25 protein-coding genes, 1 pseudogene and 1 riboswitch are annotated in these 25,097 nt (G+C 35.0%); of the genes and pseudogenes, 13 read left to right on the top strand and 13 right to left on the bottom strand.

Features of this window, described 5'->3' with window-relative positions:
* Together A9G32_RS03050 and A9G32_RS03045 are read left to right on the top strand one after the other, a co-directional pair.
* Positions 1-674, top strand: a 674-nt coding sequence (locus A9G32_RS03050) for an IS3 family transposase (RefSeq protein WP_141672866.1), incomplete at its 5' end; no start/stop codon positions are given.
* A 2-nt stretch (positions 675-676) separates the two neighbouring features.
* A complete protein-coding gene (locus A9G32_RS03045; RefSeq protein ID WP_065589186.1) occupies positions 677-1,270 on the top strand; it encodes a hypothetical protein in 594 nt (197 codons plus the stop codon).
* Between the two features lie 207 nt (positions 1,271-1,477).
* Here the strand turns inward: A9G32_RS03045 and pssA are convergent, their stop codons facing one another.
* Together pssA and ydiK are read right to left on the bottom strand one after the other, a co-directional pair.
* Complete coding sequence (gene pssA / locus A9G32_RS03040; RefSeq protein WP_065589185.1) at positions 1,478-2,833, bottom strand: CDP-diacylglycerol--serine O-phosphatidyltransferase; 1,356 nt, start codon at positions 2,831-2,833, stop codon at positions 1,478-1,480.
* 181 nt (positions 2,834-3,014) lie between these two features.
* Entirely contained in the window at positions 3,015-4,067 is a 1,053-nt protein-coding gene (gene ydiK / locus A9G32_RS03035) for an AI-2E family transporter YdiK (RefSeq protein WP_065589184.1), read from the bottom strand.
* Positions 4,068-4,167: 100 nt separating this feature from the next.
* Here ydiK and eco point away from each other — a divergent pair, with 100 nt between their 5' ends.
* From eco to ribB, 6 genes and pseudogenes are all read left to right on the top strand, one after another.
* A complete protein-coding gene (eco, locus tag A9G32_RS03030; protein ID WP_034910714.1) occupies positions 4,168-4,662 on the top strand; it encodes a serine protease inhibitor ecotin in 495 nt (164 codons plus the stop codon).
* 339 nt (positions 4,663-5,001) lie between these two features.
* Positions 5,002-6,111, top strand: coding sequence for an extracellular solute-binding protein (locus A9G32_RS03025; RefSeq protein ID WP_065589183.1), 1,110 nt, complete (start codon positions 5,002-5,004; stop codon positions 6,109-6,111).
* A 101-nt stretch (positions 6,112-6,212) separates the two neighbouring features.
* A complete protein-coding gene (potG, locus tag A9G32_RS03020) occupies positions 6,213-7,349 on the top strand; it encodes a putrescine ABC transporter ATP-binding subunit PotG (RefSeq protein ID WP_081296719.1) in 1,137 nt (378 codons plus the stop codon).
* Positions 7,350-7,670: 321 nt separating this feature from the next.
* Positions 7,671-8,540, top strand: a pseudogene (locus A9G32_RS03015) (ABC transporter permease subunit); the annotation flags it as partial.
* A 243-nt stretch (positions 8,541-8,783) separates the two neighbouring features.
* The gene (locus A9G32_RS03010) at positions 8,784-9,542 is read left to right on the top strand and encodes an ABC transporter permease subunit (RefSeq protein WP_141671718.1); all 759 of its coding nucleotides are present in this window, start codon (positions 8,784-8,786) and stop codon (positions 9,540-9,542) included.
* A 109-nt stretch (positions 9,543-9,651) separates the two neighbouring features.
* Positions 9,652-9,829: riboswitch (FMN riboswitch) on the top strand.
* 161 nt (positions 9,830-9,990) lie between these two features.
* Entirely contained in the window at positions 9,991-10,638 is a 648-nt protein-coding gene (ribB, locus tag A9G32_RS03005; protein WP_065589182.1) for a 3,4-dihydroxy-2-butanone-4-phosphate synthase, read from the top strand.
* A 122-nt stretch (positions 10,639-10,760) separates the two neighbouring features.
* Here ribB and A9G32_RS03000 read toward each other — a convergent pair whose 3' ends face one another.
* From A9G32_RS03000 to A9G32_RS02990, 3 genes are read right to left on the bottom strand one after another with little or no spacing between them, the layout of a single operon-like run.
* Positions 10,761-11,861 carry an amidohydrolase gene (locus A9G32_RS03000; RefSeq protein ID WP_065589181.1) on the bottom strand — a complete coding sequence of 367 codons (1,101 nt, stop codon included), beginning with the start codon at positions 11,859-11,861 and terminating at the stop codon, positions 10,761-10,763.
* Positions 11,862-11,875: 14 nt separating this feature from the next.
* Positions 11,876-12,343, bottom strand: a complete 468-nt coding sequence (locus A9G32_RS02995; RefSeq protein ID WP_065589180.1) for a YjiG family protein — start codon at positions 12,341-12,343, stop codon at positions 11,876-11,878.
* Complete coding sequence (locus A9G32_RS02990; RefSeq protein WP_065589179.1) at positions 12,336-12,992, bottom strand: nucleoside recognition domain-containing protein; 657 nt, start codon at positions 12,990-12,992, stop codon at positions 12,336-12,338. Before A9G32_RS02990 ends, A9G32_RS02995 begins: the two co-directional genes overlap by 8 nt.
* A gap of 559 nt (positions 12,993-13,551) precedes the next feature.
* On the opposite strand from A9G32_RS02990, the gene A9G32_RS02985 reads away from it, so the two are divergent.
* Together A9G32_RS02985 and A9G32_RS02980 are read left to right on the top strand one after the other, a co-directional pair.
* Complete coding sequence (locus A9G32_RS02985) at positions 13,552-13,875, top strand: DMT family transporter (protein WP_202983885.1); 324 nt, start codon at positions 13,552-13,554, stop codon at positions 13,873-13,875.
* 24 nt (positions 13,876-13,899) lie between these two features.
* The gene (locus tag A9G32_RS02980; protein WP_065589178.1) at positions 13,900-14,214 is read left to right on the top strand and encodes a DMT family transporter; all 315 of its coding nucleotides are present in this window, start codon (positions 13,900-13,902) and stop codon (positions 14,212-14,214) included.
* A 93-nt stretch (positions 14,215-14,307) separates the two neighbouring features.
* On the opposite strand, the gene A9G32_RS02975 is transcribed toward A9G32_RS02980, so the two are convergent.
* Both A9G32_RS02975 and srmB read right to left on the bottom strand, forming a co-directional pair.
* Positions 14,308-14,910, bottom strand: coding sequence for a peroxiredoxin C (locus A9G32_RS02975; RefSeq protein WP_065589177.1), 603 nt, complete (start codon positions 14,908-14,910; stop codon positions 14,308-14,310).
* Positions 14,911-15,041: 131 nt separating this feature from the next.
* Positions 15,042-16,340, bottom strand: coding sequence for an ATP-dependent RNA helicase SrmB (srmB, locus tag A9G32_RS02970; RefSeq protein WP_065589176.1), 1,299 nt, complete (start codon positions 16,338-16,340; stop codon positions 15,042-15,044).
* A gap of 362 nt (positions 16,341-16,702) precedes the next feature.
* On the opposite strand from srmB, the gene trmA reads away from it, so the two are divergent.
* The 3 genes from trmA to A9G32_RS02955 all read left to right on the top strand — a co-directional run bounded on the left by trmA (position 16,703) and on the right by A9G32_RS02955 (position 20,232).
* A complete protein-coding gene (gene trmA, locus A9G32_RS02965; protein ID WP_065589175.1) occupies positions 16,703-17,800 on the top strand; it encodes a tRNA (uridine(54)-C5)-methyltransferase TrmA in 1,098 nt (365 codons plus the stop codon).
* A 361-nt stretch (positions 17,801-18,161) separates the two neighbouring features.
* Positions 18,162-18,848 (top strand): heavy metal response regulator transcription factor, encoded by a 687-nt coding sequence (locus tag A9G32_RS02960; RefSeq protein ID WP_034914857.1) that lies wholly within the window; start codon positions 18,162-18,164, stop codon positions 18,846-18,848.
* Positions 18,835-20,232 (top strand): heavy metal sensor histidine kinase, encoded by a 1,398-nt coding sequence (locus A9G32_RS02955; protein ID WP_174798036.1) that lies wholly within the window; start codon positions 18,835-18,837, stop codon positions 20,230-20,232. The genes A9G32_RS02960 and A9G32_RS02955 overlap by 14 nt, the downstream gene beginning before the upstream one ends.
* Here A9G32_RS02955 and A9G32_RS02950 read toward each other — a convergent pair.
* From A9G32_RS02950 to A9G32_RS02925, 6 genes are all read right to left on the bottom strand, one after another.
* Positions 20,225-20,425, bottom strand: coding sequence for a YaeP family protein (locus tag A9G32_RS02950; RefSeq protein ID WP_065560145.1), 201 nt, complete (start codon positions 20,423-20,425; stop codon positions 20,225-20,227). The genes A9G32_RS02955 and A9G32_RS02950 overlap by 8 nt on opposite strands.
* 24 nt (positions 20,426-20,449) lie before the next feature.
* The gene (gene rfaC / locus A9G32_RS02945; protein ID WP_065589173.1) at positions 20,450-21,412 is read right to left on the bottom strand and encodes a lipopolysaccharide heptosyltransferase RfaC; all 963 of its coding nucleotides are present in this window, start codon (positions 21,410-21,412) and stop codon (positions 20,450-20,452) included.
* The gene (gene rfaF / locus A9G32_RS02940; RefSeq protein WP_065589172.1) at positions 21,412-22,461 is read right to left on the bottom strand and encodes an ADP-heptose--LPS heptosyltransferase RfaF; all 1,050 of its coding nucleotides are present in this window, start codon (positions 22,459-22,461) and stop codon (positions 21,412-21,414) included. Before rfaF ends, rfaC begins: the two co-directional genes overlap by 1 nt.
* A gap of 15 nt (positions 22,462-22,476) precedes the next feature.
* On the bottom strand, positions 22,477-23,403 hold the full coding sequence (rfaD, locus tag A9G32_RS02935; protein WP_065589171.1) for an ADP-glyceromanno-heptose 6-epimerase: 927 nt from the start codon (positions 23,401-23,403) through the stop codon (positions 22,477-22,479).
* A 100-nt stretch (positions 23,404-23,503) separates the two neighbouring features.
* Positions 23,504-24,283, bottom strand: coding sequence for a methyltransferase domain-containing protein (locus A9G32_RS02930; protein WP_065589170.1), 780 nt, complete (start codon positions 24,281-24,283; stop codon positions 23,504-23,506).
* 3 nt (positions 24,284-24,286) lie between these two features.
* Positions 24,287-25,018 carry a 1-acylglycerol-3-phosphate O-acyltransferase gene (locus A9G32_RS02925; protein WP_065589169.1) on the bottom strand — a complete coding sequence of 244 codons (732 nt, stop codon included), beginning with the start codon at positions 25,016-25,018 and terminating at the stop codon, positions 24,287-24,289.
* Positions 25,019-25,097: the final 79 nt, after the last annotated feature.

Below are 25,097 nucleotides of genomic sequence, written 5' to 3'. Positions count from 1 at the left end.
CAAGACGAATTCGATTTGATTTACAGAAAGAGAATATTTGGGTGTCACGCCGTTACATTGCTCGGGTGATGAAAGCCTTATTGCTGGTATCAAAATACACCGTTAAACGTTATCAATCTCACACTACGGAAGTGAATGAAACCGCCACAGAAAATCACCTGCAACGACAATTTGATGTAGGTGATAAAAAACAAATTGTTGTTGCGGATTTAACCTATATTCAAGTTAAGCAACGTTGGAACTATTTATGTGTTTTAGTGAACTTATCCGATAGGCAAATTGTCGGTTATCATGTTGGTCAACATAAAACAGCAGAACTTGTTATGTCGGCATTAAGTCAAATTAAACTGCCATTATCAAAATTGGATTTATTTCATTCAGACCGCGGTAAAGAGTTTGATAATCGGTTATTAGCGGATTGTTTTAAGACATTTAATATCACGCATTCATTAAGCAAGAAAGGGTGTCCATATGACAATGCGGTAGCGGAAGCGACATTTAAAACAATTAAAACGGAATTTGTAAAAGGCCAACGTTTCAACTCAACAGCTGAGTTACAACGCGCTTTTTCGGCTTATGCTTATTGGTATAATCATAAACGATTACATTCTTCGTTAGGCTACTTGCCTCCCGTTGAATTTAAAAAACACTTACCCCTTAATTTTTTTGTTTGAAAATGTGTTGCCATTCCAACCTTTATCCTGGTGGCGAACAAGCACTAAAGATTATATTAAAAGGCCCTTCCATAAATTCAAGTAATAAGGCTTTTTCCCCTTCGTTATTTAAGCTTTACTCTGATGTAAATCATACAAAATTACTGTATAGCTTTAAGATAGAACGTTGGTATATCTCTCAACCAGGAATCACAGTAAGATATGGATATGCGGATGCTCAAAACTTTTGTCGTAATTTAGGTAATGGTTATCGAATTCCCGATATAAATGACTACACCAATGGGAATGGAGCTGGTTGGACAGAAGGTTTATCTGGAAGAAGTATTAATAACTGTCAACGAAAAGTCAGTTATAAAGATATTAGCGGTAAATGGGTTGGCGGACTATTTAACGAGTGGGGTTTTACTGCCAATACTATGAATAATTTCTATGAAGGTAGTGATTGGAATCTCAGTATTGGTAACAACTGGGCTAATGATACAGGATATTGGGCTAATTCATATAATGGCAGTCTATATGGTGTTTATTCAGCCGATGGGGGAATTTTTCTGCAGAGTACAGCTAATAGTCACTTTATGGCTTGTGTTACCCCTTAATTCTATATGTGCTTTTCTTGTTAAAGGCGATATTGCCTTACTGCAATGATTAGAACGCACCTATCTGTAGACCTTTAATATGAAGTCTAGATCAAATTTGCGCTTTTGTTGTTAAACAGCAAAAGCGCTTTTTTCTCAAAATTAGTTGAAAAAATATTGTTTTTATTATGTTTTTTAAGAAACCTTTTCTTTCAAAACATCTTACCTTTACAACAACCGCTTAATAATCCTATCCACTTTAATGCGGCTCAGTCGCTTTATCAACTTATGAACTTGACTTGGATAAAATTGACTCGCTTGGATTTGTTGAAAATGTGTGATCAATGTGGTTTTTTGACGAATAGTGTCAAGTTCTTGGTTAAATTTATGGCTTAATTCTTGCTTTGGATCATGTATTAATATGCCATTTTCCAGATCAAGTCGCCAAGCGCGTGGATTTAGGTTGTTGCCTGTTATAAGTACCCAAGTATTGTCCACCCAGATACCTTTAAGATGATAGGTTTGCTCTCCATCCTTCCACAGACGTATGATAAGTTGCTCTTTGTCAATAAAAGATTGTAGGCGCTCAATAAAGCTTCTTAAATTGATTTCGTATAAGTAGGGTAATCCACCCGATATGTTAAAAGGTTGGTCTGGTGGAATATAAAAATCATTTGCTTCTTTATCACCAATAATCAGTTCAACTTGGCGACCTTTACGAAGCAAGCGAATGATATCGCGAACTAGGATGTTAGGCAAATTAAAGTACGGCGTGCAAAATATGATTTTTTGTTCGGCTACGTTGATTAAATGATGGATGATTTTGTTGAGCGAGTTATTGCGACCAAGCCCCATTATTGGTGCAACCGATAAGGTGTTGTTGTCGGTATTGCTGTTATATTGGTAGTTGGTATTCATTAAGTGTTGGCGTAGCTCTTTAATTTCAGACTTAATTTGTTTGCGGGTTTTATGGGTGCCAGTATTAAGTAGTTGCAACGCTTGATATGGTAAAAAGTGGTCGTGAATAAACTGCACCATGCTGTCTGCTAATAGTGGGTTAGTAATAAAGTGATAACGGTCGTAACGGTATTTTTCACGCTTGTGTAGGTATACGTTATTAATGCTAGCTCCACTGTAAATGACAGTATTATCAATAATAAAACCTTTTAAATGCAGTACGCCTAGTACTTCACGACGATTGACAGGTACACCATAAATAGGAATGTCAATATCTGGATATTGCTGTTTTAGTTGGTAATAATAATTTGCGTTGGTATGTGCTTTGTCTTCGCCAATTCTTCCGCGCTGTGCACGGTGCCAGTCAACAAATATTTTGATATCTAAATTAGGGCGTTGCCGTTTGATTTGGTACAGTTCATTAAGAATTTCTTGACCAGCCTCATCTTGCTCTAGATAGAGCGCAACTATATAAATTCGGTGCTGGGCTCTTTTTATACTTTCAATTAAAGCCAGTCGATATGCTTTTGGAGTATAGTAGATATGATATTGCTTGGCATCTTGCTGAATTTTACCTAATTCGTCAAGATGCTTTTGGTGATTGTATTTTATAAATGGTATTCGCATGATTTTTTGTCATTATAACTGTCAAGTTACTTTAGAAACTTGTTTTCTAATATAAGCTAAGCCAGTAAAAATAACACTCCTTTTAATTTGTATGCATTTTAGCTCAGTTGCTTTAAGTCATGTAGCGTATTTAGCAACTTGTTTATGCTCTTATGCTTCTTACTGGGTGATAATAAATTGTTTAAGATTGTTCATCAACCCAAGTTTGAATTATTTTGTAAGTTAAAGCTAGTACGACAGGACCAATAAATAATCCCATTATGCCAAAGCCAAGTAAGCCACCAATCACACCAAATAATATAAGTAAAAACGGTAAATTGGCACCTTTTTTTATTAAGTAAGCTCGCATTACGCTATCTAAGGTGGTTAAGATAATTGCCACAACAATTAATACGATACCAGCTATGGTGTTGCCCGCCCAAAATTGCCAAAAAATGCACCCAAGCATTACAATCACAGGACCAATTTGTGCGACACAACAAATAAATAAAATTAGAGTGAGTATACCTGGTAACGGCATGTCGGTTAATATAAAACTTAATCCACCAATTAAGGCTAAGGTAATGGCAGTAACCACAACACCAAGAGCAACAGCTCGAATGGATTGTCCTGCTAATGTGACAGTGATTTCGCCATATTGTTTTGATAATCGGTTGGCTAGTAGGTAAACGTATTTGGTGATACTTTCGCCTTTTAAAAATAGTAATAGACTAAAAATAATCATTACACAAGCATGAAAGATAAATAGTCCAATATTAGTGGCTTGCTCAAGTAGCCAACTTATCATGGTGCCAATATAAGGTTGTATGCTTGAAACTAAATCAGAGCCATCAGTTTGTATTAAGTTTAACCATTTTTGGTGTAGTTCAGAGCCAAAGGCAGGTACGCTTTCAAGCCAGTCAAGTGTTGGTAGTTTTTGGTGAGATAGCGTTTTTGCCCATTCAATAAGATGGTGACCGTTTTGTGCTACCGAGCTAATAATTAATATGAAAGGTATAATACAAACAAAGGCTAATATTAGGGCCATTACTAGTAGTGATAGCCAGCGTTTGTTAAATAATTTTCGTTGTATTTTTATCATTAAGGGCCAAGTGGCAATTACCACCATCACCGCCCAGAAGAAACCAAATAAAAAAACTTCAACAACACGATAGGTAATAATGATTAGTAAACCAATTATTAACAGGTTTAAAATCAATTTAAGTAAATCGGTAGTATTTTTTTCTGCTGGCATTTTTACACCAATTTTATTAATCTAGATGATGTTATTATACGCATTATCACTGAAAATTAATACGATGGTGTTTATGATTAATTAGTTAAAGGAGATAAAAATGAAAAAATTATTGTTATTAACATTATTAGGTGTAGCATTAACAGCATGCGCAAATTCACAAAAAACGCAACCTGTTGCACAAAGTGTCAATGATATAGCACCATTCCCTGCAGCTCAAGTTGGCTATACGCGTTATGCTATTCATTTACCAACTATTGCTAATGAAAACAATGCGAAAGTTGAGGTGATCATTGGTAAAGAAATGAATGTTGATTGTAATTTGCAAAATTTAGGTGGTGTAGTTAAGCAAGAAGAGCTTAAAGGTTGGGGATACTCTTATTACGTAGTTGAAAAGACTGTTGGTAACATTTCAACATTAATGGCTTGCCCTGAAGGTACTAATAAAAATCAATTTGTGACAATCAACCATAATTTAGGTTTGTTTAGCTATAACAGCCAATTACCGTTAGTCTTTTATGTTCCGAACGATTTGCAAATTAAATATCGTGTTTGGCAACCAAATGCTAAAACTATGCAAGCAAGTGCTGAATAATTTTGTTATCTAATTGTTAATTGGTTGTTCCTTACTCCTTGGGTGGTTAAAATACAACCACTCAATCCTTAAACTTTCAATATTTGATTTTTTAAGTGGACATCTTTAAAAAAAAAGGTATTTTATCCCTCGTAATGCAAGGTTAGCTCTACTAGTTCATTTATTTTATTAATGACTTGTGATTGCCTGATTACCTCGGTTTCGCTAGATGGTTGTTACTTTGATAATTTTTATTATTGTTAACAATGTCGATAGTAAAATTTGGGGGTCCGTTGTGTCTTTGCAATGGGCTTGTGTCTAACATGTAATATCCCTACAACTAGAGGAGAAGTGGTGAGCATGTTTACTCAACGTAAAACAATTCTTTCAATCGTGGCTGGTGTTTCACTAGCGTTATCTCAATCTGCTATAGCTAAAGATCGTGTGGTACATTTTTACAATTGGGCAGGGCAAATTGGTTCTAATACGATTTCTGATTTTGAAAAATCGACTGGTATTAAGCTAGTTTATGATGTTTATGATTCTAACGAAGCTCTTGAAGGTAAATTAATGGCAGGTCATTCTGGCTTTGATGTGGTTTCGCCTTCAGATAGCTTTTTAGCTAGACAAATTAAATCTGATATCTATCTTCCATTAGATAAGAATAAATTGCCTAATTGGAAAAACTTAGATCCTAATCTAATGAAATTAATGGCAACGCATGATCCTGATAATAAATATGCTATCCCTTATGTATGGATGACAACAGGTATCGGTTATAACATTGATAAAGTTAAAGAGCGTCTAGGTGATAATGCACCAGTTGATAGCTGGGATTTAGTGTTTAAACCAGAAAATATGGAAAAACTAAAAGATTGTGGTGTGGCATTTTTGGATGCGCCTACCGAAATTTTTGCTAGTGCTCTTCAATATTTAGGTAAAGATCCAAATAGTACAGATGCCAAGGATTATACTGGTGCTGCCTATGAGCTGTTAGAAAAAGTTCGTCCAAATATTCGTTACTTCCACTCTTCACAATATATTACCGATCTAGCTAATGGCGATATTTGTGTGATTTTGGGTTGGTCTGGCGATATTTTACAATCACGAGATAGAGCTAACGAAGCAAATAACGGTGTGCATGTTGGTTATCAAATACCAAAAGAAGGTGCTTTAGTCTTTTTTGATACCTTTGCTATTCCAAAAGATTCAGCAAACCCAGATGAAGCTCATGAGTTTTTAAATTTTGTTATGAAACCAGAAATTGCAGCACAAGTTACTAACGATGTTAACTTTGCTAGCGCTAATCAGGTTGCTAATGAAAATTTTGTAAAACCAGAAGTGAAAAATGATCCAGCAGTTTATCCAAAACCAGAAGTGATGGAAAAACTATTCACTTTAAAAGTTAAAGATCCAAAACTTGAGCGTATAATTACCCGCACGTGGACTAAGCTCAAAACTGGTAAATAATCGATATTTTGTATATCGAATCTTAACTAATAATCCAAGACGGAGAGGCTGTGAGTCTTTCCGTCTCGTTTTTTTTGGCTTGTTGTTATGAGGAAAAAAGAGTGAACGATAAAACAACAAATCAGGTACAGCCTAAAAAAAAGATGATAACTCCTTTATTGGAGATCAAAAATTTAACAAAAGTTTTTAATGATGATTATTATGCCGTTGATGATGTAAATTTGACTATATATAAAGGTGAAATTTTTGCATTATTAGGTGCATCTGGAAGCGGTAAATCAACACTATTGCGTATGCTAGCTGGTTTTGAGCAACCGACTTCGGGGCAAATCATTTTAGATGGAAAAGATTTATCACAGGTTCCGCCTTATAATCGTCCTATTAATATGATGTTCCAATCGTATGCTTTATTTCCTCACATGACGGTTGAACAAAATATAGCCTTTGGCTTAAAGCAAGATAAATTAAGCAATAGCGAAATTAAACATCGAGTTGAAGAGATGTTAGCGCTTGTACATATGGAGCAATTTGGCAAACGTAAACCACACCAATTATCAGGTGGTCAGCGCCAACGCGTGGCTTTAGCAAGAAGCTTAGCCAAACGACCAAAATTATTGTTACTTGATGAGCCAATGGGTGCACTTGATAAACAACTTCGTGATCGAATGCAACTTGAAGTGGTGAGCATTTTAGAACAAGTGGGGGCAACTTGCGTTATGGTTACCCATGATCAAGAAGAAGCTATGACTATGGCTGGTCGTATTGCCATTATGAATAAAGGTCAATTTGTGCAAATTGGTGAGCCAGAAGAAATTTATGAACATCCAAATAGCCGTTATAGTGCTGAGTTTATCGGTTCGGTTAATATCTTTGACGGTATCTTGCAAGATACGTTAGAAGATGGTTTGATTTTGAGTTGTCCTACTATTAAACATCCATTTAAAGTGGATTATGATTCTCCAGCGGTGGAAGGTGTGCCGATTAAAGTTGCTCTGCGCCCAGAAAAAATCCAATTATGTGAGCAATTACCTGAAGATGGTTATAACTGCGCTACAGGTGAAGTTGTTGAAATCGCTTATCTTGGGGATTTATCGATTTATCATGTCAAATTGCCAAGTGGGCAAGTTATTATTGCACAATTGCAAAATGAGCATCGTTATCGTAAAGGAATGCCAACTTGGGGTGATATAGTTAACTTAAGTTGGGAAGTTGACAGTTGTGTTGTGCTTACTGAATAAACAAAAGAGGATATCATAATGCGATCCATTGTATTGGGATTGTTGTTAAATGCATTTGTGTTGCTCAATGTTTATTGGCGTTTTGTAACAACAGGTGCATTTGACAATTTATTTTTAGATGCGCTATTTACCGCAATGACATTGAGCTTTTTATTGTCATGCTTCGGTTGTTTTTTAGCGTATTATAGACCCTCTAAATTTGCTTATCGGCTTATTATTGCTGGCAGTATTTTATTTATTCCAGCAGGGTTAGTTGTAATTTTTTATACATATAAAAAATTGCGTCAACAACGAGATGATTCGGATTTAATGACTCTTTATGGACGGTTAACCGTAATTGCGATCCCTTATTTATGGATGCTATTACTGTTTTTGCTACCATTTTTAATCGTATTTAGGATCAGTTTTTCTGAAATTGCTTTAGCTGTACCACCTTATACTGATTTGTTAAGTTATGACGATGGTTTGCTTAATATTACGTTAAATTTTGGCAATTATTTAAATCTAATTAGCGATACGATTTATATTGATTCGTATTTGCAATCACTTAAGATTGCTGCGATTTCAACCGTGCTTTGTGTTTTAATTGGTTACCCGTTGGCTTGGGCTATTTCTCAATGCAAACAGTCAACCCGTAATATTTTATTGTTGTTAATCATTTTACCTTCATGGACATCGTTTTTAATTCGTGTTTATGCGTGGATTGGTATTTTGAATCCTAATGGTTTATTAAATCATTTTTTAATGTGGTTAGGGGTTATTGATCAGCCTTTGATTATTATGAAAACCTACTTTGCTGTATATATTGGTATTGTTTATTCTTATTTACCATTTGTGGTATTGCCAATTTATACGTCGTTAAGTAAGGTCGATTCAACGTTAATCGAAGCAGCATTAGACTTAGGTTGTAAACCGATAAAGACATTTTTTAAGATCATTGTACCTTTAACCAAAAATGGGGTGATTGCTGGGGGGATGTTGGTGTTTATTCCTGCTGTAGGTGAGTATGTGATCCCTGAATTATTAGGCCCTTCAGAAGGGATTATGATTGGTACACAGCTTTGGACTGAGTTCTTTAATAATCATGACTGGCCAGCTGCCTCGGCTGTAGCTAGTGTGATGTTGATGATATTGATTGTGCCTATTTATTATTTCAATAAATTCCAAAATCGACAAATGGGAGGTAAATAGATGAACAATTTGCCCGTTATTATGCGATCGGCTTTGATTGTTTTTATCTCGTCATTGCTTGGTGCGATTTTATTGAGTATTTTGATTTCATCATCGGGATTATCGCTTTTGGGTGAATGGAGCTTTTACTATAGTTGTTTTGTTTTTAGTTTCATTATTACCGTTTTAGTTACCATTGCATTGCTATTCCGGTGTTTGAAAGGACTTATCTTTTTGGTGGTATTTTCGTTTTTATATATCCCAATGGTTATTTTGATTGTTTATTCGTTTAATAGCTCGCGTTTGGTGACAGTTTGGGCGGATTTTTCGATCAAATGGTATTTTGAGTTAATTAATAACGAAACATTACTTAAAGCTGTTGGGCTAAGTTTGTCTATTGCTGCAGGTGCTGCAACTTTTGCTGTTGTGCTTGGTACATTAGCGGCTTATGCTATCATTCGTTTTAGAGGATTCCGAGGCTCTAATTTATTTTCGTTTATGACTACAGCACCGCTGGTTATGCCAGATGTTATTACTGGTTTGGCTTTGCTGTTGTTATTTGTGGGAATGGGACAGGTACTTGGTTGGCCAAAAGACCGTGGCGCTATAACTATTTGGATGGCTCATGCTACATTTTGTACAGCTTATGTGACTGTGGTAATTAGTGCTAGGTTGCGTGAATTAGATAAGTCAATTGAAGAAGCTGCATTAGATCTTGGTGCAAATCCTTTAAAGGTATTTTTTATTATTACACTACCAATGATCGCACCAGCGTTAGTGTCAGGTTGGCTTTTAGCATTTACATTGTCACTTGATGATGTGGTTATTGCTAACTTTGTGACTGGACCAGGTGCTATGACGTTACCTAAATTGATATTTTCAAAAGTACGTTTAGGGGTTGATCCTCAGGTTAATGCTTTAGCAACAATTATATTGCTAATTGTTGGTATTATTGGCTTTATTTCGTGGCTATGGATGCGTAAAGCCGAACGGCGTCGCATAAGTGAAACTCGTAGGCATTAATTAAACTCTGCTCTTTCTATTATTGCCGCTGTTTGCGGCAATATTTCATTTTAAAACTCCGTGTCTTTTTTATCATTTTGTATTATAGTGTGATTCGTCAATTTTTTGGCAAAATTCTCAGGGCGGGGTGTAAGTCCCCACCGGTGGTATAGCCCACGAGCGCTTAATTTATTTTGTTAACTGTGGTAGTTGTTTTATTGCTCAGTTAGATTTTGATAGATTAAGGACAAGCAGATTTGGTGAAATTCCAAAGCCGACAGTAAAAGTCTGGATAAAAGAGAGTTGCTTATCTTTCCAATATTTGCTGAAAGGCAAAGTCATGCTGGTCAAGCACTGCCCTGATTCTGGTATTTTATTTATACTTAATTAATTAGATAGCAAATAGCCATTTGATTTTAATTAGATAAATAATGAAATAAATGAGTTAATAAAAATATAGGTATTTACCATGAATCAGTTTAATTTAAATGAATTTGGAACGCCCATTGAACGTGTTAAAAAAGCAATTGCTTCTATTAAAGCCGGTCAAGGTGTACTAGTTTTAGATGATGAAGATCGCGAAAATGAAGGTGATATTATTTGGGCTGCCGAGTCCATTACCATTGAACAAATGGCTCTAACTATTCGTTACGGCAGTGGTATTGTTTGTTTATGTTTGCCTAAAAAACGCTGTGATGAGTTAAATTTGCCTATGATGGTAGAAAATAATACTAGTAAAAATAATACAGCGTTTACCATCTCAATTGAAGCGGCTAATGGAGTTACAACAGGTGTATCAGCCGCTGATCGCGTTACGACTATTAAGGCTGCTGTGAATGATAACGCCAAACCAAGTGATCTTAATCATCCAGGGCATGTGTTTCCTTTAGTTGCTAAAGAAGGTGGTGTATTAATTCGCCGAGGTCATACTGAAGCATCTATTGATTTAGTGACATTAGCGGGTTTAAAGCCTGCCGCAGTATTGTGTGAGTTAACCAACGACGATGGGACTATGGCAAGAGCGCCAGAGGTTGTTAAATTTGCTAATGAGTATCATATGCCAGTTGTGACGATCGAAGATATTGTTGAATATCGTAACTATTTGGCATTGAAGTGAAAATCCTAACTTAAAAATGTTAAGTGCTTATCAACAGTATTATACAAGTTAGGGAAAGATCTTTTGTTTGTGATTTAAATCATCTTCCGCCGAAGTAAGGTATCGGCGGAATAGGGTGGAAATTAGCCAAGTACTTTTAATGCACAAGCTTTGGTTATTTTGACTCCATTTTCTAATGCTAAAGTGTCAAACTTCATTTCAGGATGATGTAATCCTGGTGTTAGATCAGCTCCTAATCCCCAAAAACCAGCTTTGACATTACGTTCACAAGGATAATTGAAAAAGTCTTCTCCACCTGGGGTGAAAATAGGTTCTTTTAACCCCTCTTTGCCAAGTACATCGACAATGGCTTCGGCAATAATTTTTGTGACATCATTATCAATTTCCGCGGCTGGAATTTCTTTAGTGACATTGATATCCACTTTCGCACCGATAGATTCAACACTGAGTTTTATTGCATTTAACGTTTTGGCTTTTAGTTCATTCATGGCTGGGTTAGTTGGCGCTCTTAGATCCCAGCATACATATGCTTCGGATGGAATAGCATTGGTGACTCCAGCATCGCAAATGCAACGTGTGGCTTTAACACTATAGTTTAAGTTAGGTGCAAGGTGAATGGTGTTAACTGCTTGAATGGCCAGTGTTGCTGCATCAAGGGCATTAACGCCTAAATGAGGTCGAGCACCATGTGCTGGGATACCATGAATATTTACTTCAACTGTGGTGGATGCTGAATAGTACATTGCCGCTGCAGCAAAGCCTTTTGGACATTCATCTTTTGGACGTAAATGTAAACCGATAATCATATCAACATCATCAATAGCTCCTCCTTCAATCATAGCTAAAGCACCTGTTCCAAGTTCTTCGGCAGGTTGGAAGATGAGTTTCAATCGACCTTTTTTGATGTTACCTTCTTTTATTAACTCTTGTGCCGAGCTTAATAATATTGATGAATGGCCATCATGACCGCAGGTATGTCTTGCGCAAGGTTCGCCGTTAATAATATGTCCTAGAGCATCCATATCTGCCCGTAAAGCGAGTACAGGGCCAGTTTTGCCGCTATCGTATTGCGCAACAATTCCTGTTGTGTTATTGATGTTGCGAGTTACTTTATAGCCTGCTTGTTCAAGTTGCTGTGCGATATATGCCGATGTTTTGTGTTCTTCAAATCCCAACTCTGGAATTTGGTGTAAATACTGATAATGTTCTAAAACATTAGACATGTTTATCTCCTTTATTAAACAAAAAATCGCATAATAATCATTGAAACTAATGCATTAAAAATACTGGTTAACATGAGTAATGGCCAGTATTTTTTTGGTACATCGGCAACGCCTAATAATCGTCCCATATACTGTAATTGTGAGCCCATTAAGAAAATAGCTGGGGCTAATATGGTTATTGCTGTTGGATTGATTGTCCCTGCGGTAAATAAGTTAACTGCAACGCCTGTACCTGCTGATGCTGATAACCATGCAGTTAGTAATACGGTAATTGCTTCGCCAGGTAGGCCAAAAATCTCCATTACTGGAGCACAATAAGTTCCTATTAATTGCATTATACCTAAACGTTTTAGTATTTCGGTGATTACAAATGCCATTAAAATATTGGGCATTAAATTATTAATAGCAATGTTGAATCCTTTGCGAGCACCGATTACAAAAATATCTAAAGGGTTATTAGTTTGTTTTTGTGAATTACTCATTGATAAAATCCTTTTTATAAATTGTATTTAATACTAAGCGAACCATTACTGAGCCTACAAATTTAAGCACTAACATGATGACAAGAGGAATAAAAATAGCTACAGTCATTGAGGCAAATAATGCCGAACCAATCGAGAAGTAGTTATTAATTAAACCCGCACCAGAATATTGCCAAGCACTAATAATGATAAGGTCTTTTTTAGTAATTTGCTTTTCGTCATATAACTCTTTAGTTAATACAGCACCAGCATCAGTGCTTTGTAGGTCGGTAATTAATGCAAGTCCAGTTTTACCTGGTACACCTAAAATTGGTTTTAATAATGGTGTTAATAATTTATGTGCAGCACGAATGGTGCCGTAATGGGTAAATATTTCTAACACGCCTAGCGCTAACATAACCGTAGGTATAAGTGATAAGGCGAAAATAAAACCAGCTCTTGCACTGTGACCTCCTTCACCCACAAAAGTATTTTTTTCAGGATGTAGCATAGTGCCAAATTTGCCGCTTAAGCTGGTAAAATCAAACGCTCCTAGCCATTCTTTACCTTCTACATTAAAAAATAAGCCTGAAAAAAATAAAATGGCTACTATTAGTGATATATAGGCTTTTATACCAACTTTAAATTCATTATTTGTCTTTTTTGACATGCTAGCTCCCTTTTTCCTAATGTTTAAAAAATATTAAGTATTGTCACAATTAACAATATTTAATAAGTACAAAATGTTTATTATACAATTTAGTTAAAAAATGCCTAAAAAGTGTTTTTTTATCATTCTATAACGATTTTAGGTTAAATTAAAAAAGATATAACTTTTTTTATTTTTTTCTAATAAATCACAAAACTTTATTATATCTTGCATGCTTAAGTATTATATAGAGGTGAATTGGTTAGTTTGTATAAGCTCTCTAACATTGAATTGTGTAATTTTGTCCTTGCCATTTATATATCTTCATTATAGAATTACTTACTTATTGAAAAATAATAATAAAAATTGTGATGATGTTTCGTGAACGTTAGGCGTTTTGGTTTAATGGATAGGACCATATAACAATTGATATCTTTTGGCGGCAAATTCTATTTGCGAACCATCTTTTGTTTTGTCGTTGCTTTTAGGCAATAGGGCATAATCAAGCATTATACTTAAACACATTGCAGCAGAAAATTGATTACGACATAAAATAAAGTAGCATAAACGAGGTAGCTATATGTTTAGCATGAATAAAGAGTGGGCATTTGTGGTGCTAACCTGCTTTTTTGAAATATGTTGGATTTTAGGATTTAGCATCGCAACCGAGCTTTGGCAATGGGTTATTATTGTATCGCTCATTATTATTGATTTTACTTTTTTAACCAATGCTTGCAAGACAATACCTACAGGTACGGTTTATGCCATATTTTCAGGTGTTGGTGCTGTCGGTGCAACGCTAATTGATATCTTACTTTTTAATAAAGAGATTAAGCTAATTCAACTTTTTTTTGTGGCGATAATTATTATTGGTGTTGTACAACTAAAACGTGCCGACAGTTAATATTTTAATAAGGATAATTTAATCATGGGATGGCTGTTAATATTAATTGCATCAGTTTTTGAAGTAATTGGTGCTATAGGCCTTAAATTATATGCTGATCAAAAAGGTCTATTTAGATTGGTTTTATATTGGGGAGGTTTTTTTGTCTCTTTTGTGCTTTTCTATTTTTCGCTCCATTATCTTGAATTGAGTGTTGTGTATCCTGTTTGGGTTGGTCTTGGGACTTCGGGTGCGGTGTTAGCCAATATGCTGTTATTTAATGAGCCTAAGAATTTTCCTCGTATATTTGGTCTCACCATTATTATCGTTGGTGTTGTAGGATTACATGCCACTCTATAATTAATTGCGTTTATATATATAAAAAAACCGGAGATTAACTCCGGTAACGCAAAGCGTAAAATAAGATATGGATGAATAAAAAATTGTACTGAATTAAATTTCGTCAGCATGCTGTTTTAAGAAACTTGCAACGCCATTTGGATTTGCTTGCATGCCTTTTTTACCTTTTGTCCATTGAGCAGGGCAAACTTCGCCATGTTCTTCATGGAATTGGAAAGCATCAACAATACGAATCATTTCGTCAATGTTACGTCCAATTGGTAAATCGTTAATTGTTTCATGGCGTACAATTCCTGATTTGTCAATAAAGAACGAAGCTCGCAGTGCAACTCCAGCTTCAGGATGTTCAATACCATAAGATTGCATAATTGAGTGTTTGATATCTGCAACAATTGGGAATTTAACTTCACCAATACCACCTTTATCTTGTGGAGTATTGCGCCATGCATTATGTACATATTCAGAGTCCATTGAAACACCAATTACTTCAACACCACGTTTTTTGAATTCTTCTAGACGGTGATCAAATGCAATGATTTCAGATGGGCAAACAAATGTGAAGTCCATTGGCCAAAAGAACACAACGGCATATTTACCTTTGATATGTTGTAATAAATTGAAATTATTAACAATTTCACCAGTACCTAAAACTGCTGCTGATGTAAAATCTGGTGCTTTGCGAGTGACTAGTGTCATAGTATTTCTCCTTTATAATTAACTGCAACTCATGTAGCGTAGCATTATAGCAATTAAAATCTATTGTCAAAGTTGTTATAAACGATTGGTATCATAAGTTTAAGCTATTAAGTTGTGATTATTATTCGGTATTAGTTATTGATTTTCGGTTTGCCTTTATTTTTTGTGTCTCGATAGCGTTGTTTTATCTTTTTCTTTTTTACTTGTTCTTGCTTTTTGTTCGCACTTTTTTGTTTTGCTTTTTGTGAATGTTTTTTCTTAGTTACTGGTTTTGGTGCTTTAGTTTTAGGGCGTAATCCATCAATCGTTCTTAATTTGATTGGTTCCTTAATATAGCGCTCAATTTTTTGCAGTAGTTCGTTATCATGCGCTTCGACTAGCATAATAGCTGTGCCTTTTTTCCCTGCTCGAGCGGTGCGTCCAATTCTGTGTAAATATACATCGGCAGTTTTGGGTGCATCAAAATTAATAACATGAGTAATATTGTCAATATCAATACCTCGTGCAGCAACATCGGTTGCTACAAGTACATTGACAGTATTATTGCTGATCCTTTTTATTGCTTCATTGCGTTTTGTTTGTACCATTTCACCTTCTAAATAGCAGCTATGGATACCAGCTTGGTGTAGTAAGCTAACTAATTCATGCACACGTTCGCGTTTACGAACAAATACAATCGTTTTTTTTAATTGTTCTTGTTTTAATAAGTGAATAAGAAGTGCCACTTTATGAGTTAAATCATCGGCACGATAATAAAATTGCAGGATTTTTTTACGTTCTTTGCGTGAAGGCTCGGCATTGATTTCGATTGGATCAGTCAAAATGCGGCTAGCAAAGTTATGCAGTCCTTCACCTTCCAGTGTGGCAGAAAATAATAAAGTTTGTTTACGCCAACGGGTTTCGGCAGATATCATTTCGACATCTTGTGAAAAACCCATATCTAACATCCGATCAGCTTCGTCTAAAATAAGCATTTCAACTGCTCGGCAGTCGAAGTTTTCTTCTTTTATATACTGTAATAATCGGCCTGTTGTAGCAATAACAATATCTTGGTTTTTACTAAACACTTCAGCGTGATTCATATAAGCAACACCGCCAGTAATAGTTGCAATGCTTAAATTTGTTGATTCGGTTAATAATCTGGCTTGTTCAGCAATTTGCATGGCTAGTTCACGCGTTGGCGTTAAAATCAAAATTCGTGGTGGACCTGGTTTACGGCGTGGAAAATCGAGTAGATGTTGTACGGTCGGAATTAAAAAAGCTAGCGTTTTACCTGTGCCTGTTGGTGCAGAACCTAAAATATCTTTGCCATCTAAAGCAACAGGGATTGTTTGTGTTTGGATTACGGTTGGAGTATTTATATTTTGTGTTTGGAGATTGTGAATTAAAATATCATCTAATTCTAAACCAGAAAAAGTGTGTGTAGTCATAGTGTTCTTTTCATCTAAAATTATAAGGCACATTATAACGTTAATCGTTGTAACTACAATCAATAAAAATGTGATGGAATATTATTTTATTTTTATGGAGCGATTAATTGTAAGGTAGTTATTGCAGTGTAAAATATAGTTTTATGTCTAAAATTAGATGTTTTATTTAAGCAAAACTTATCATTGTTAGCTGTTTGTGATAAGATACGCATCCGTTTGCGATAACATGCATAATGATTATTTATGCTACCGAGGCTAAATTGGTTTAAATAATTAATGTTTAATTATTTTGTGGCTTAACACGGATTGGCTCAAATTTCCATATTAAATAATACTTCTTTAATAACTATCAGATAATGAATATGACTGAATGTTTCTCGAATGATAATTATAATCAACAGTTGAAAAAAAAAGTAGATAATTTAAAAGCATTATTATCAGATTTTTCACTGCCCGAATTATCGGTATATTGTTCACCTATTAGTCATTATCGTATGCGTGCTGAGTTTAGGATCTGGCATGATGGTGAAGATCTTTATCATATTATGTATGATAAAAAAACAAAAAAACGAATACGGGTTGATGAATTTCCTATTGCAACAAAACTAATTAATCAAGCAATGCAAACCATTTTACCTTTGTTACAACATAATTTGTTACTTCGCCATATGCTGTTTCAAATTGATTATTTTTCGACTTTAAGTGGTCAGCTATTAATTACGCTTTTATATCATAAAAAGTTAAGTGATGGATGGATTATAGAAGCAAAAAAATTAAAAACTCAATTAGCTGAACATGGAGTAGTTGCTAATATTGTAGGGCGAGCAAGTAATCAAAAAATAGCCATTGATGTGGATTATGTTGATGAAGTGTTGCCAGTAATGGATAAAACGTTTATTTATCGACAAATTGAAAATAGTTTTACTCAACCAAATGCAGCGGTAAATATTAAAATGCTACAGTGGGCCATATCGGTTACCAAAAATTCAACTGGTGATTTACTCGAATTTTATTGTGGTAATGGTAACTTTTCAATTGCTCTAGCACAAAACTTTCGCAAAGTATTGGCTACTGAAATAGCTAAAGCGTCTGTTTATTCAGCTCAGCATAATATTTTAGTTAATCAAATTGATAATCTTGATATTGTACGGTTGTCAGCCGAAGAATTTACTAGTGCAATTAAAAAAGAACGAGAGTTTAATCGTTTAAAAGGAATCAATTTGGATGAATATCAATGTGATACGGTACTTGTTGATCCACCACGTGGGGGAGTGGATTTAAATACCATTAATATATTAAAAACCTATAAAAAAATTATTTATATTTCGTGTAATCCTAATACATTGCGTGACAATTTACAGTTATTGACTAAAACACATTCAATTCAACATTTTGCTATGTTTGATCAATTTCCTTATACAGATCATGTCGAGACGGGTATTGTGTTGTATAAAAAGTAAAAGGAAGTAATATTCAATGTAGAGTATTTTTGTTAAAATATACTCAATTCGTACCTAACTAATTGTTGTTTCGGGTGTATGTAAACTTGCATCGATCTATAACAAAAAAAAACCCTAGATAAACTAGGGCTGCATTAAATTGCAAGGAATGGATGAAAGGAAATAAAACAATGAAACAATAATGTCTAGCCTCATGAATCATTGTGTAGCTACTATAACAAAGATAAACCAACTAATTAATGACATTATGATTACAAAATAGTCATTAAACCATCATGATTGGTTTGGTGTTTATCATTTATTCTATAGCTGTGTTATGCAATTACGACAACCAGACAAATAACAAAGGAAATATTCAAGTATGAAATTGTTAGTAGTTGAAGATGAGCAAAAAACAGGTGAGTATCTTCGTCAAGGTTTAGTTGAATCTGGGTTTGTTGTTGATTTAACAAATAATGGTCTTGATGGTTATCATAGAGCCATGACAGAAGATTATGATCTAATTATTTTAGATGTGATGTTGCCCGATATAGTTGGTTGGAAAATTGTTCAGTCACTGCGTGAAGCAGGCAAAGAGACACCTATCATGTTACTTACCGCTATGGGAAGTGTGGATGATAAAGTTAAAGGCCTAAACTTAGGTGCTGATGATTATCTAGTAAAACCTTTTTCGTTTGCTGAGTTATTAGCTCGTGTGAAATCTATGCTCCGACGTAATGTCCCTCAAGTCAATAATTCCCAATTGAGTATTGCAGATCTGGTCATGGATCTTCCTAAACGTATGGTAACACGTGGAGATAAACGCATTGATTTAACCAATAAAGAATTTTTGTTATTAGAATATTTTTTACGTTATCCGGGGGAAGTATTACCACGATCATTAATTGCATCTCAAGTTTGGGATATGAATTTTGATAGTGATACTAATGTGATTGATGTTGCAATTCGGAGATTGCGAAATAAAATTGATGCTGATTTCGAGCCAAAATTGATTCATACAGTCCGTGGAATGGGGTATAAGTTAGATGTCTTGGATGAAACAGAATAAGTTAATATCATTTCGCTTGCCTCTTATTGTTTGTTTATTAACCTGCGGTTTACTTTATTGTTTTAGTTTTTTTATTGAACGTTCTTTTGAAAAAATTTCAATCCAACAAAATGTGTCCGAACTTAATTCGGTTATTGATTCTATAGAACGTGAATTAGTTTACTATTCCCCAGATGAGAATCGTGACGAATTTATTCAAAATTTATTATTAATTTTGACAGGACATCATCGCCTATTTGTTTATGTTATTGATGAGAAAGGTAAAATTGTTTATCGAACACGTGGTCCTAATCTAACCGTTGCTAAAAATCATATTGATTTTGATACCATTATTGCAAATCACAGTACCGCTATTTGGAATCAAGATAAAGCATCATATCGAATTGCCGCTTCACGAGTTTCGATTGAAAATGGTAGACAATATACCACTATAGTTGCTGTTGGTCGTGATTTACATCTCGAATTCATTCGGCGATTACACGATGGTTTAGGCTTGCTTATTGCTATTGCTTGTATTTTGGCCTTAATTGGTTCTTTTGTCAGTGTCTATTTTACCCAAAAACCAATTAATCGGTTGATTAAAAAGATCGAAAAAGTTAATTTTAAAAGTCTAAATTACCGTATTCCTGCTTCTTTAGTACCAATTAAATATGTTAGTTTAGTGAAAGCATTCAATGAGATGCTTAATCGGATAGAGGATGTGTTTCAGCGGCAACGTAATTTTACAGCAGATATCGCTCATGAGATGCGAACGCCTATTACCAATTTAACAACTCAAACGCAAATAGTACTGAGTAATGCCAGAACAACTAATGAATATCGCGAGATATTATATTCAAATTTAGAAGAATACGAAAAAATGTCACAGATGATTTCTGATATGTTATTTTTAGCACAAGCAGATAATCGTCAATTGGTGCCTAATTTAATCGATATTGATTTACATAGCTTGATCACAATGATGTGTGAATATTTTGAACCACTTACCGACGAGAAGAATATTGCCTTTAATCTTGAAGGAAATTGTTCCCATATTCAAGGTGATAAGATGATGTTAAGAAGGGCAATCAGTAATATTTTATCCAATGCAATTCGTTATACACCTGAAAATCAGACTATCACTATAATTTTAAGTCAAGTAAGTGAAAAGCGAGTTCGAATCATCATTTCGAATCCAGGCAAGAAAGTTGATAGTAAACATTTGCCACACCTTTTTGATCGGTTTTATAGAGTTGACGAATCACGTCATCGTAATGATAATTCAGGTACAGGAATAGGGCTTGCTATCGTCAAATCCATTATTGAAACACATAAAGGTTCAATTTACGCTGAGTCTGATGAGCAATCAACCCGTTTTATTATTAATTTACCAACCACTATTTAACATCAAAGTCGCTGATCAGTAAATTAGCCGCTGCATAAGCGGCTTTATCTTTTAGTTCTTGTGGGACATTTTCGTTACGAACAACTTCGTCTAACACTTGCATAACAGCGCCTAAGGCATCATCAATATAACCGAGATCATTACTGCCAATTTGTGCGTATTTTTCATAAATAAGATCGCTATATTTATTCATTAAATTCATTTCTTTTTATTCCACTTATAAAAAGCTAACTAATTGTTTATAAACTTGTTCAGCCTGAATGGTTTGCATGCATTTTTCATCTGAGATAATACTAAATTGATTTTTTCCATAGCCACCAATCAATTTTGGATCGGTTTTGCCAAATAAAGTAATATTTGGACGATCCAATGCAGCAGTTAGATGACTTAAACCTGTATCTACCGAAACAACGGCTTTTGCTCCCGCAATAACGGTTGCTATATCGGAAAGTGAAAGCTTGGGAAGTACCTCTACGTGTTGGAATCCTTGTGCTAGACGAATTGCTCGTGCTTGCTCATGTGGTGCTCCCCAAGGTAATTTTATTTTTAACCCAGTAGGCTCAACTAATTTAATTAATTTCCGCCAGGCATCTTCGCTCCAGTGCTTTTCATCTCGTGTTGTTGCGTGTAAAAAAATTAGATATTGCTGATTATCGTTAGGTAATGAAGATAAAAAGTGACGCGCAATAGCATAATCACCCATTGAATCAGGTAATGTATATTGTAGGCTTTTTGCAAACAGCAATCTAATGCGCTCAATAGCATGCATTTGTTTAGGTACATTGTGTTTTACATCATAAAACCAACTAGCAATTGGTTCTTTGATACTTTTGCGATCCAAACCGTGTTTAATGCCCCGTGCTTTACGAGTAATAATAAACGCACTTTTAATGAGTCCTTGTGCATCAATAATCACATCATAACGTTGTCGTCTTAAGGTATTAATAAAATCATGGCGCTCTTGACGAATTGCTTTAGTGAACCAATTTTTTCGCCAGCGTCTTATTGCAACCGGTATCACTTGGTTTACAGCAAAGTGCCAACTAGGTATTTGGGCAAAATTTTCTTCTACTACCCAATCAAAGGATATATTTGGTAAATTGTTAGCCGCATCAGTTAATGCCGGTAAAGAATGAAGTACATCCCCCATGGATGATGTTTTAACCACTAATACTCTCATTATTCTTTACTCTTTTTACAGCGCATGATGAGTTTCATCAAAGTTTCGAAAACAATATCGGGTTTAATATCGATCAGACTTTGATGGTAACCTTGTTCTGCATCGCCTTTACGGACGCGGTGATAACCGGTAATTAAACGGATAACTTCGGCTTTATCTGATAGTGGAGGGGTAAAATCTGGACTACTTGGCCCATAAAGAGCAACCAGTGGTCTGTCTAAAGCTGCTGCAATATGCATTAGTCCAGAGTCATTAGTTACAATGGCTTTACAAGCAGCAATTAGGCTAACAGCTTGTTCTAATTGTGTTTGACCTGCTAGATTGATACATTTATCGCGATGTATCATTTTAGCAATAATTTGTTCTCCTACTTTGCGATCATTTTTGGACCCAAAAATAATAACTTTAGCGTGCTGTTTAACTAGCATATCAGCAAGTGCCGCGTAATGATAATCGGGCCAACGTTTTGCAGGACCAAATTCAGCACCAGGACAAAAGCCAATTAATGGTTCATCTTGTGTTATAGTAAAAGTTGAAAGAGCTTGGGTTATTTCATTTTGTTCGACATTGAGTTTTGGCCATAGTAGTGGTTGTGGTAAATCGGAAGCCGAATGAATCTGTCTATTAGGATAAGCAAGAGCAATATAGCGTTCAATCATCAACGGAAATGCTTGCTTATCAAGTTTACGAAGATCGTTTAATAAACCATAACGCATCTCGCCTTTCCAACCTGTACGTTTAGGAATTTTGGCAAAAAATGGAATCAGTGCTGATTTGAATGAATTAGGTAATACAATAGCATGATCATAATGGTTATCACGCAGTGATTTACCTATTTTATGACGTTTTTTTAACGCAAACTCACCATGGCCTAATGGCATTGCAATTGCTTGATTCACTTCTGGCATTTTATTTAATAACGCTCGACACCAAGCCGGTGCTAAAACATCAATTTCGTTATTAGAATCAAGTTGTTTTAATGTACGATACAGGCTTTGCGACATCATCATATCGCCAACCCATGAAGGACCAATAATGAGTGTTTTCATTTAATCAATTCCATCTTATTGTTCATTGAGCCATTTCATATATTCAGCAGTTCCTTCTGCAACATTCTTAAATTTAATTGGGCATTTAGTTTTTCTAAATTTAGTCAGATCTGCTTGGGTATAGCTCTGATACCGTCCTTTTAGATGTTCAGGAAAGGGGATATAATCAATTTCATCTTTTTTATGGTAAGTAAGAACCGCATCAGCGACAGCTTGGAACGACTCTGCTCGACCCGTTCCACAGTTATAAATTCCTGATATTTTATTTTTCCAGAACCATAAATTGACCGCAACGATATCACCAACATAAATAAAGTCACGTTTAAAGTTTTCACTACCTGCAAAGAGTTTTGGTTTTTCACCTTTATTAATTTGTTCATTTAAGTGAAATGCGACACTTGCCATGCTACCTTTATGTGATTCACGTGGTCCATATACATTAAAATAACGGAATCCACAAATTGGCGAATTAGCTTGAGGTAGTAATTGTCTCACATATTGGTCAAATAAGAATTTAGAATATCCATATACGTTTAATGGTTTTTCGTAAGTGCGATCTTCAATAAAGTTATCACTGCGCCCACCATAAGTAGCGGCTGATGAAGCATATAAAAATGGAATATTGAAATCGAGACAGTAATGCAACAAGTCTTTAGAATAGTCATAGTTATTTTCCATCATAAACTTGCCATCCCATTCTGTGGTTGACGAACAGGCACCTTGATGAAAAACAACATCAATATTAAGATCGTCATGACTAATAATAGCTGCGATAAACTCATCTTTGTCCATATAATCGGCAATATCTAGATCAGCTAGATTAGAAAACTTGGTGCCGTCAGTTAGATCATCAACCACCAAAATATCTTTGTGCCCCAGGTCATTCAAACCTTTAACAATATTACTACCAATAAACCCTGCGCCGCCTGTTACAACAATCATGATCATTTTCCTTAATCAATAAAACTAATCTGCTTATAATAGCGATTTATGATAAATTTTTCGAGTGCTCATTTAAAAAAGCATGGGCAAGACGAGTTTTTTATGAATTCACTTTATTTTTTGCAGTAACTAAAATATATCTTGCTAAATTAAGATAAGGTTCAGTTTGGCAGTATTTTTGTTCCAGTTCTAATAGTTGTTCAAAATGAGTTTCTGCTTTGGATTTATTGATTAGATAGTCATGAAAAATACGAATCCCTGTTTTTTGCAAAATATCAAAATCAAGTTGTGTAAGCCAGTGATATACGTCTGTTGGAACTCTTGGATAATCGGGAGAAAGTGTCTTTTTCTTACGCTTAGCTAACCCTGATTTTGTGTAACCAAAATTGCCTAATGTGACCGTTTTAAACAAAAGCGCATGATAGTTATAAAACATTAACGATAAAAAACCATCAAATTTAAGGTGTTGTTTTAATGATTTTATTAATTCAATTGGTTCAGCAACCCACTCTAATACAGCATGACAAATGACTAAATCAAACTGTTTGTTTATTAAGTTATCAAGCTGCTGAATAGAGCAACAAAGACAATCTATATTTATCTTTTCGGATTGAGCTTTTTGTTTTGCCAGTTCTAGCATTTGTTCAGAGATATCGCAAAGCGTTACTTGATGCCCAAGTTTGGCTAGTCGACAGGCGATCTGACCTTGCCCTCCACCTGCATCTAGAATATTTAATGATTTATTGTGTGGATAGGTAGCTAAAACTTTTTCTAGTTCTTGCCATACTACCGCTTCGCGAATTTGACCTTTGGTTGTGCCATAAATATTTTGTGCAAATTTATTGCTGATATCATCAAAATTACGATCTTGTTTATTCATGACTTATTTTTGATTGTTTAGTTGTTCTGCTTCAGCATTTATTTGCTCTATTTTAGTTGCCATTTGGCTATAGCACTGTTCCATTAAGGCTCTAGCATCCTCTTTGCCTAGATTTTTGGTTTCGATAGGTTCTAACATTTCAACAATGATATGTCCATTATTTAGGCGGTTTAATTTAATATTATTGGTTTGCGATACACAGATTGGCACAATTGGTACTCTAGCAGCAATGGCAGCTTTAAATGCACCTGTTTTAAACGGTAATAATCCTCGTCCACGGCTACGAGTACCTTCAGGAAACATCCAAATAGATATGCCACGCTTTTTAATTTCATTAACAACTTGTCCGATTGTGTCGTGAGCTTTTGATTTATTATTACGGTCAATAAGAATGTTACCTGTAAGATAATAAAGTTGCCCAAAAAAAGGAATCCAAGCCAGACTTTTTTTACCTACTGTTACCGTTTTAGGTTGCACAACATCACCAGCTACAACTATATCATAGTTATCTTGATGATTCGCAATATAGATACAGCTACCTATTATATTGATATTAGGAGGCGTACGAGTATCAACTTTTACTCCCAATATAGGTTTGAATAGAAAGCTAAATAAATGAGCAAATCTTGCTACATTTTTGGGATTTCTTGGGTTAAATAGGCAAAAAATGACGCCTAAAACACAAACGATAATACCAATTATAACACCACTAATTAAGCGAAAAAGAAATAGCATAATTTACCTCATAAGTTAATTTACGTATTATATACTTAATCTAAGCTAATATACAGTTCGTTAACGGCTTCTTCTAAAG

It is taken from the genome of Gilliamella sp. Gris3-2 (assembly GCF_001690345.1).
GTDB classification, from domain to species: domain Bacteria; phylum Pseudomonadota; class Gammaproteobacteria; order Enterobacterales; family Orbaceae; genus Gilliamella; species Gilliamella bombi.
The sequence above is the reverse complement of the archived record's forward strand: the minus strand, read 5'-3'. Positions and strand labels throughout refer to the sequence as shown.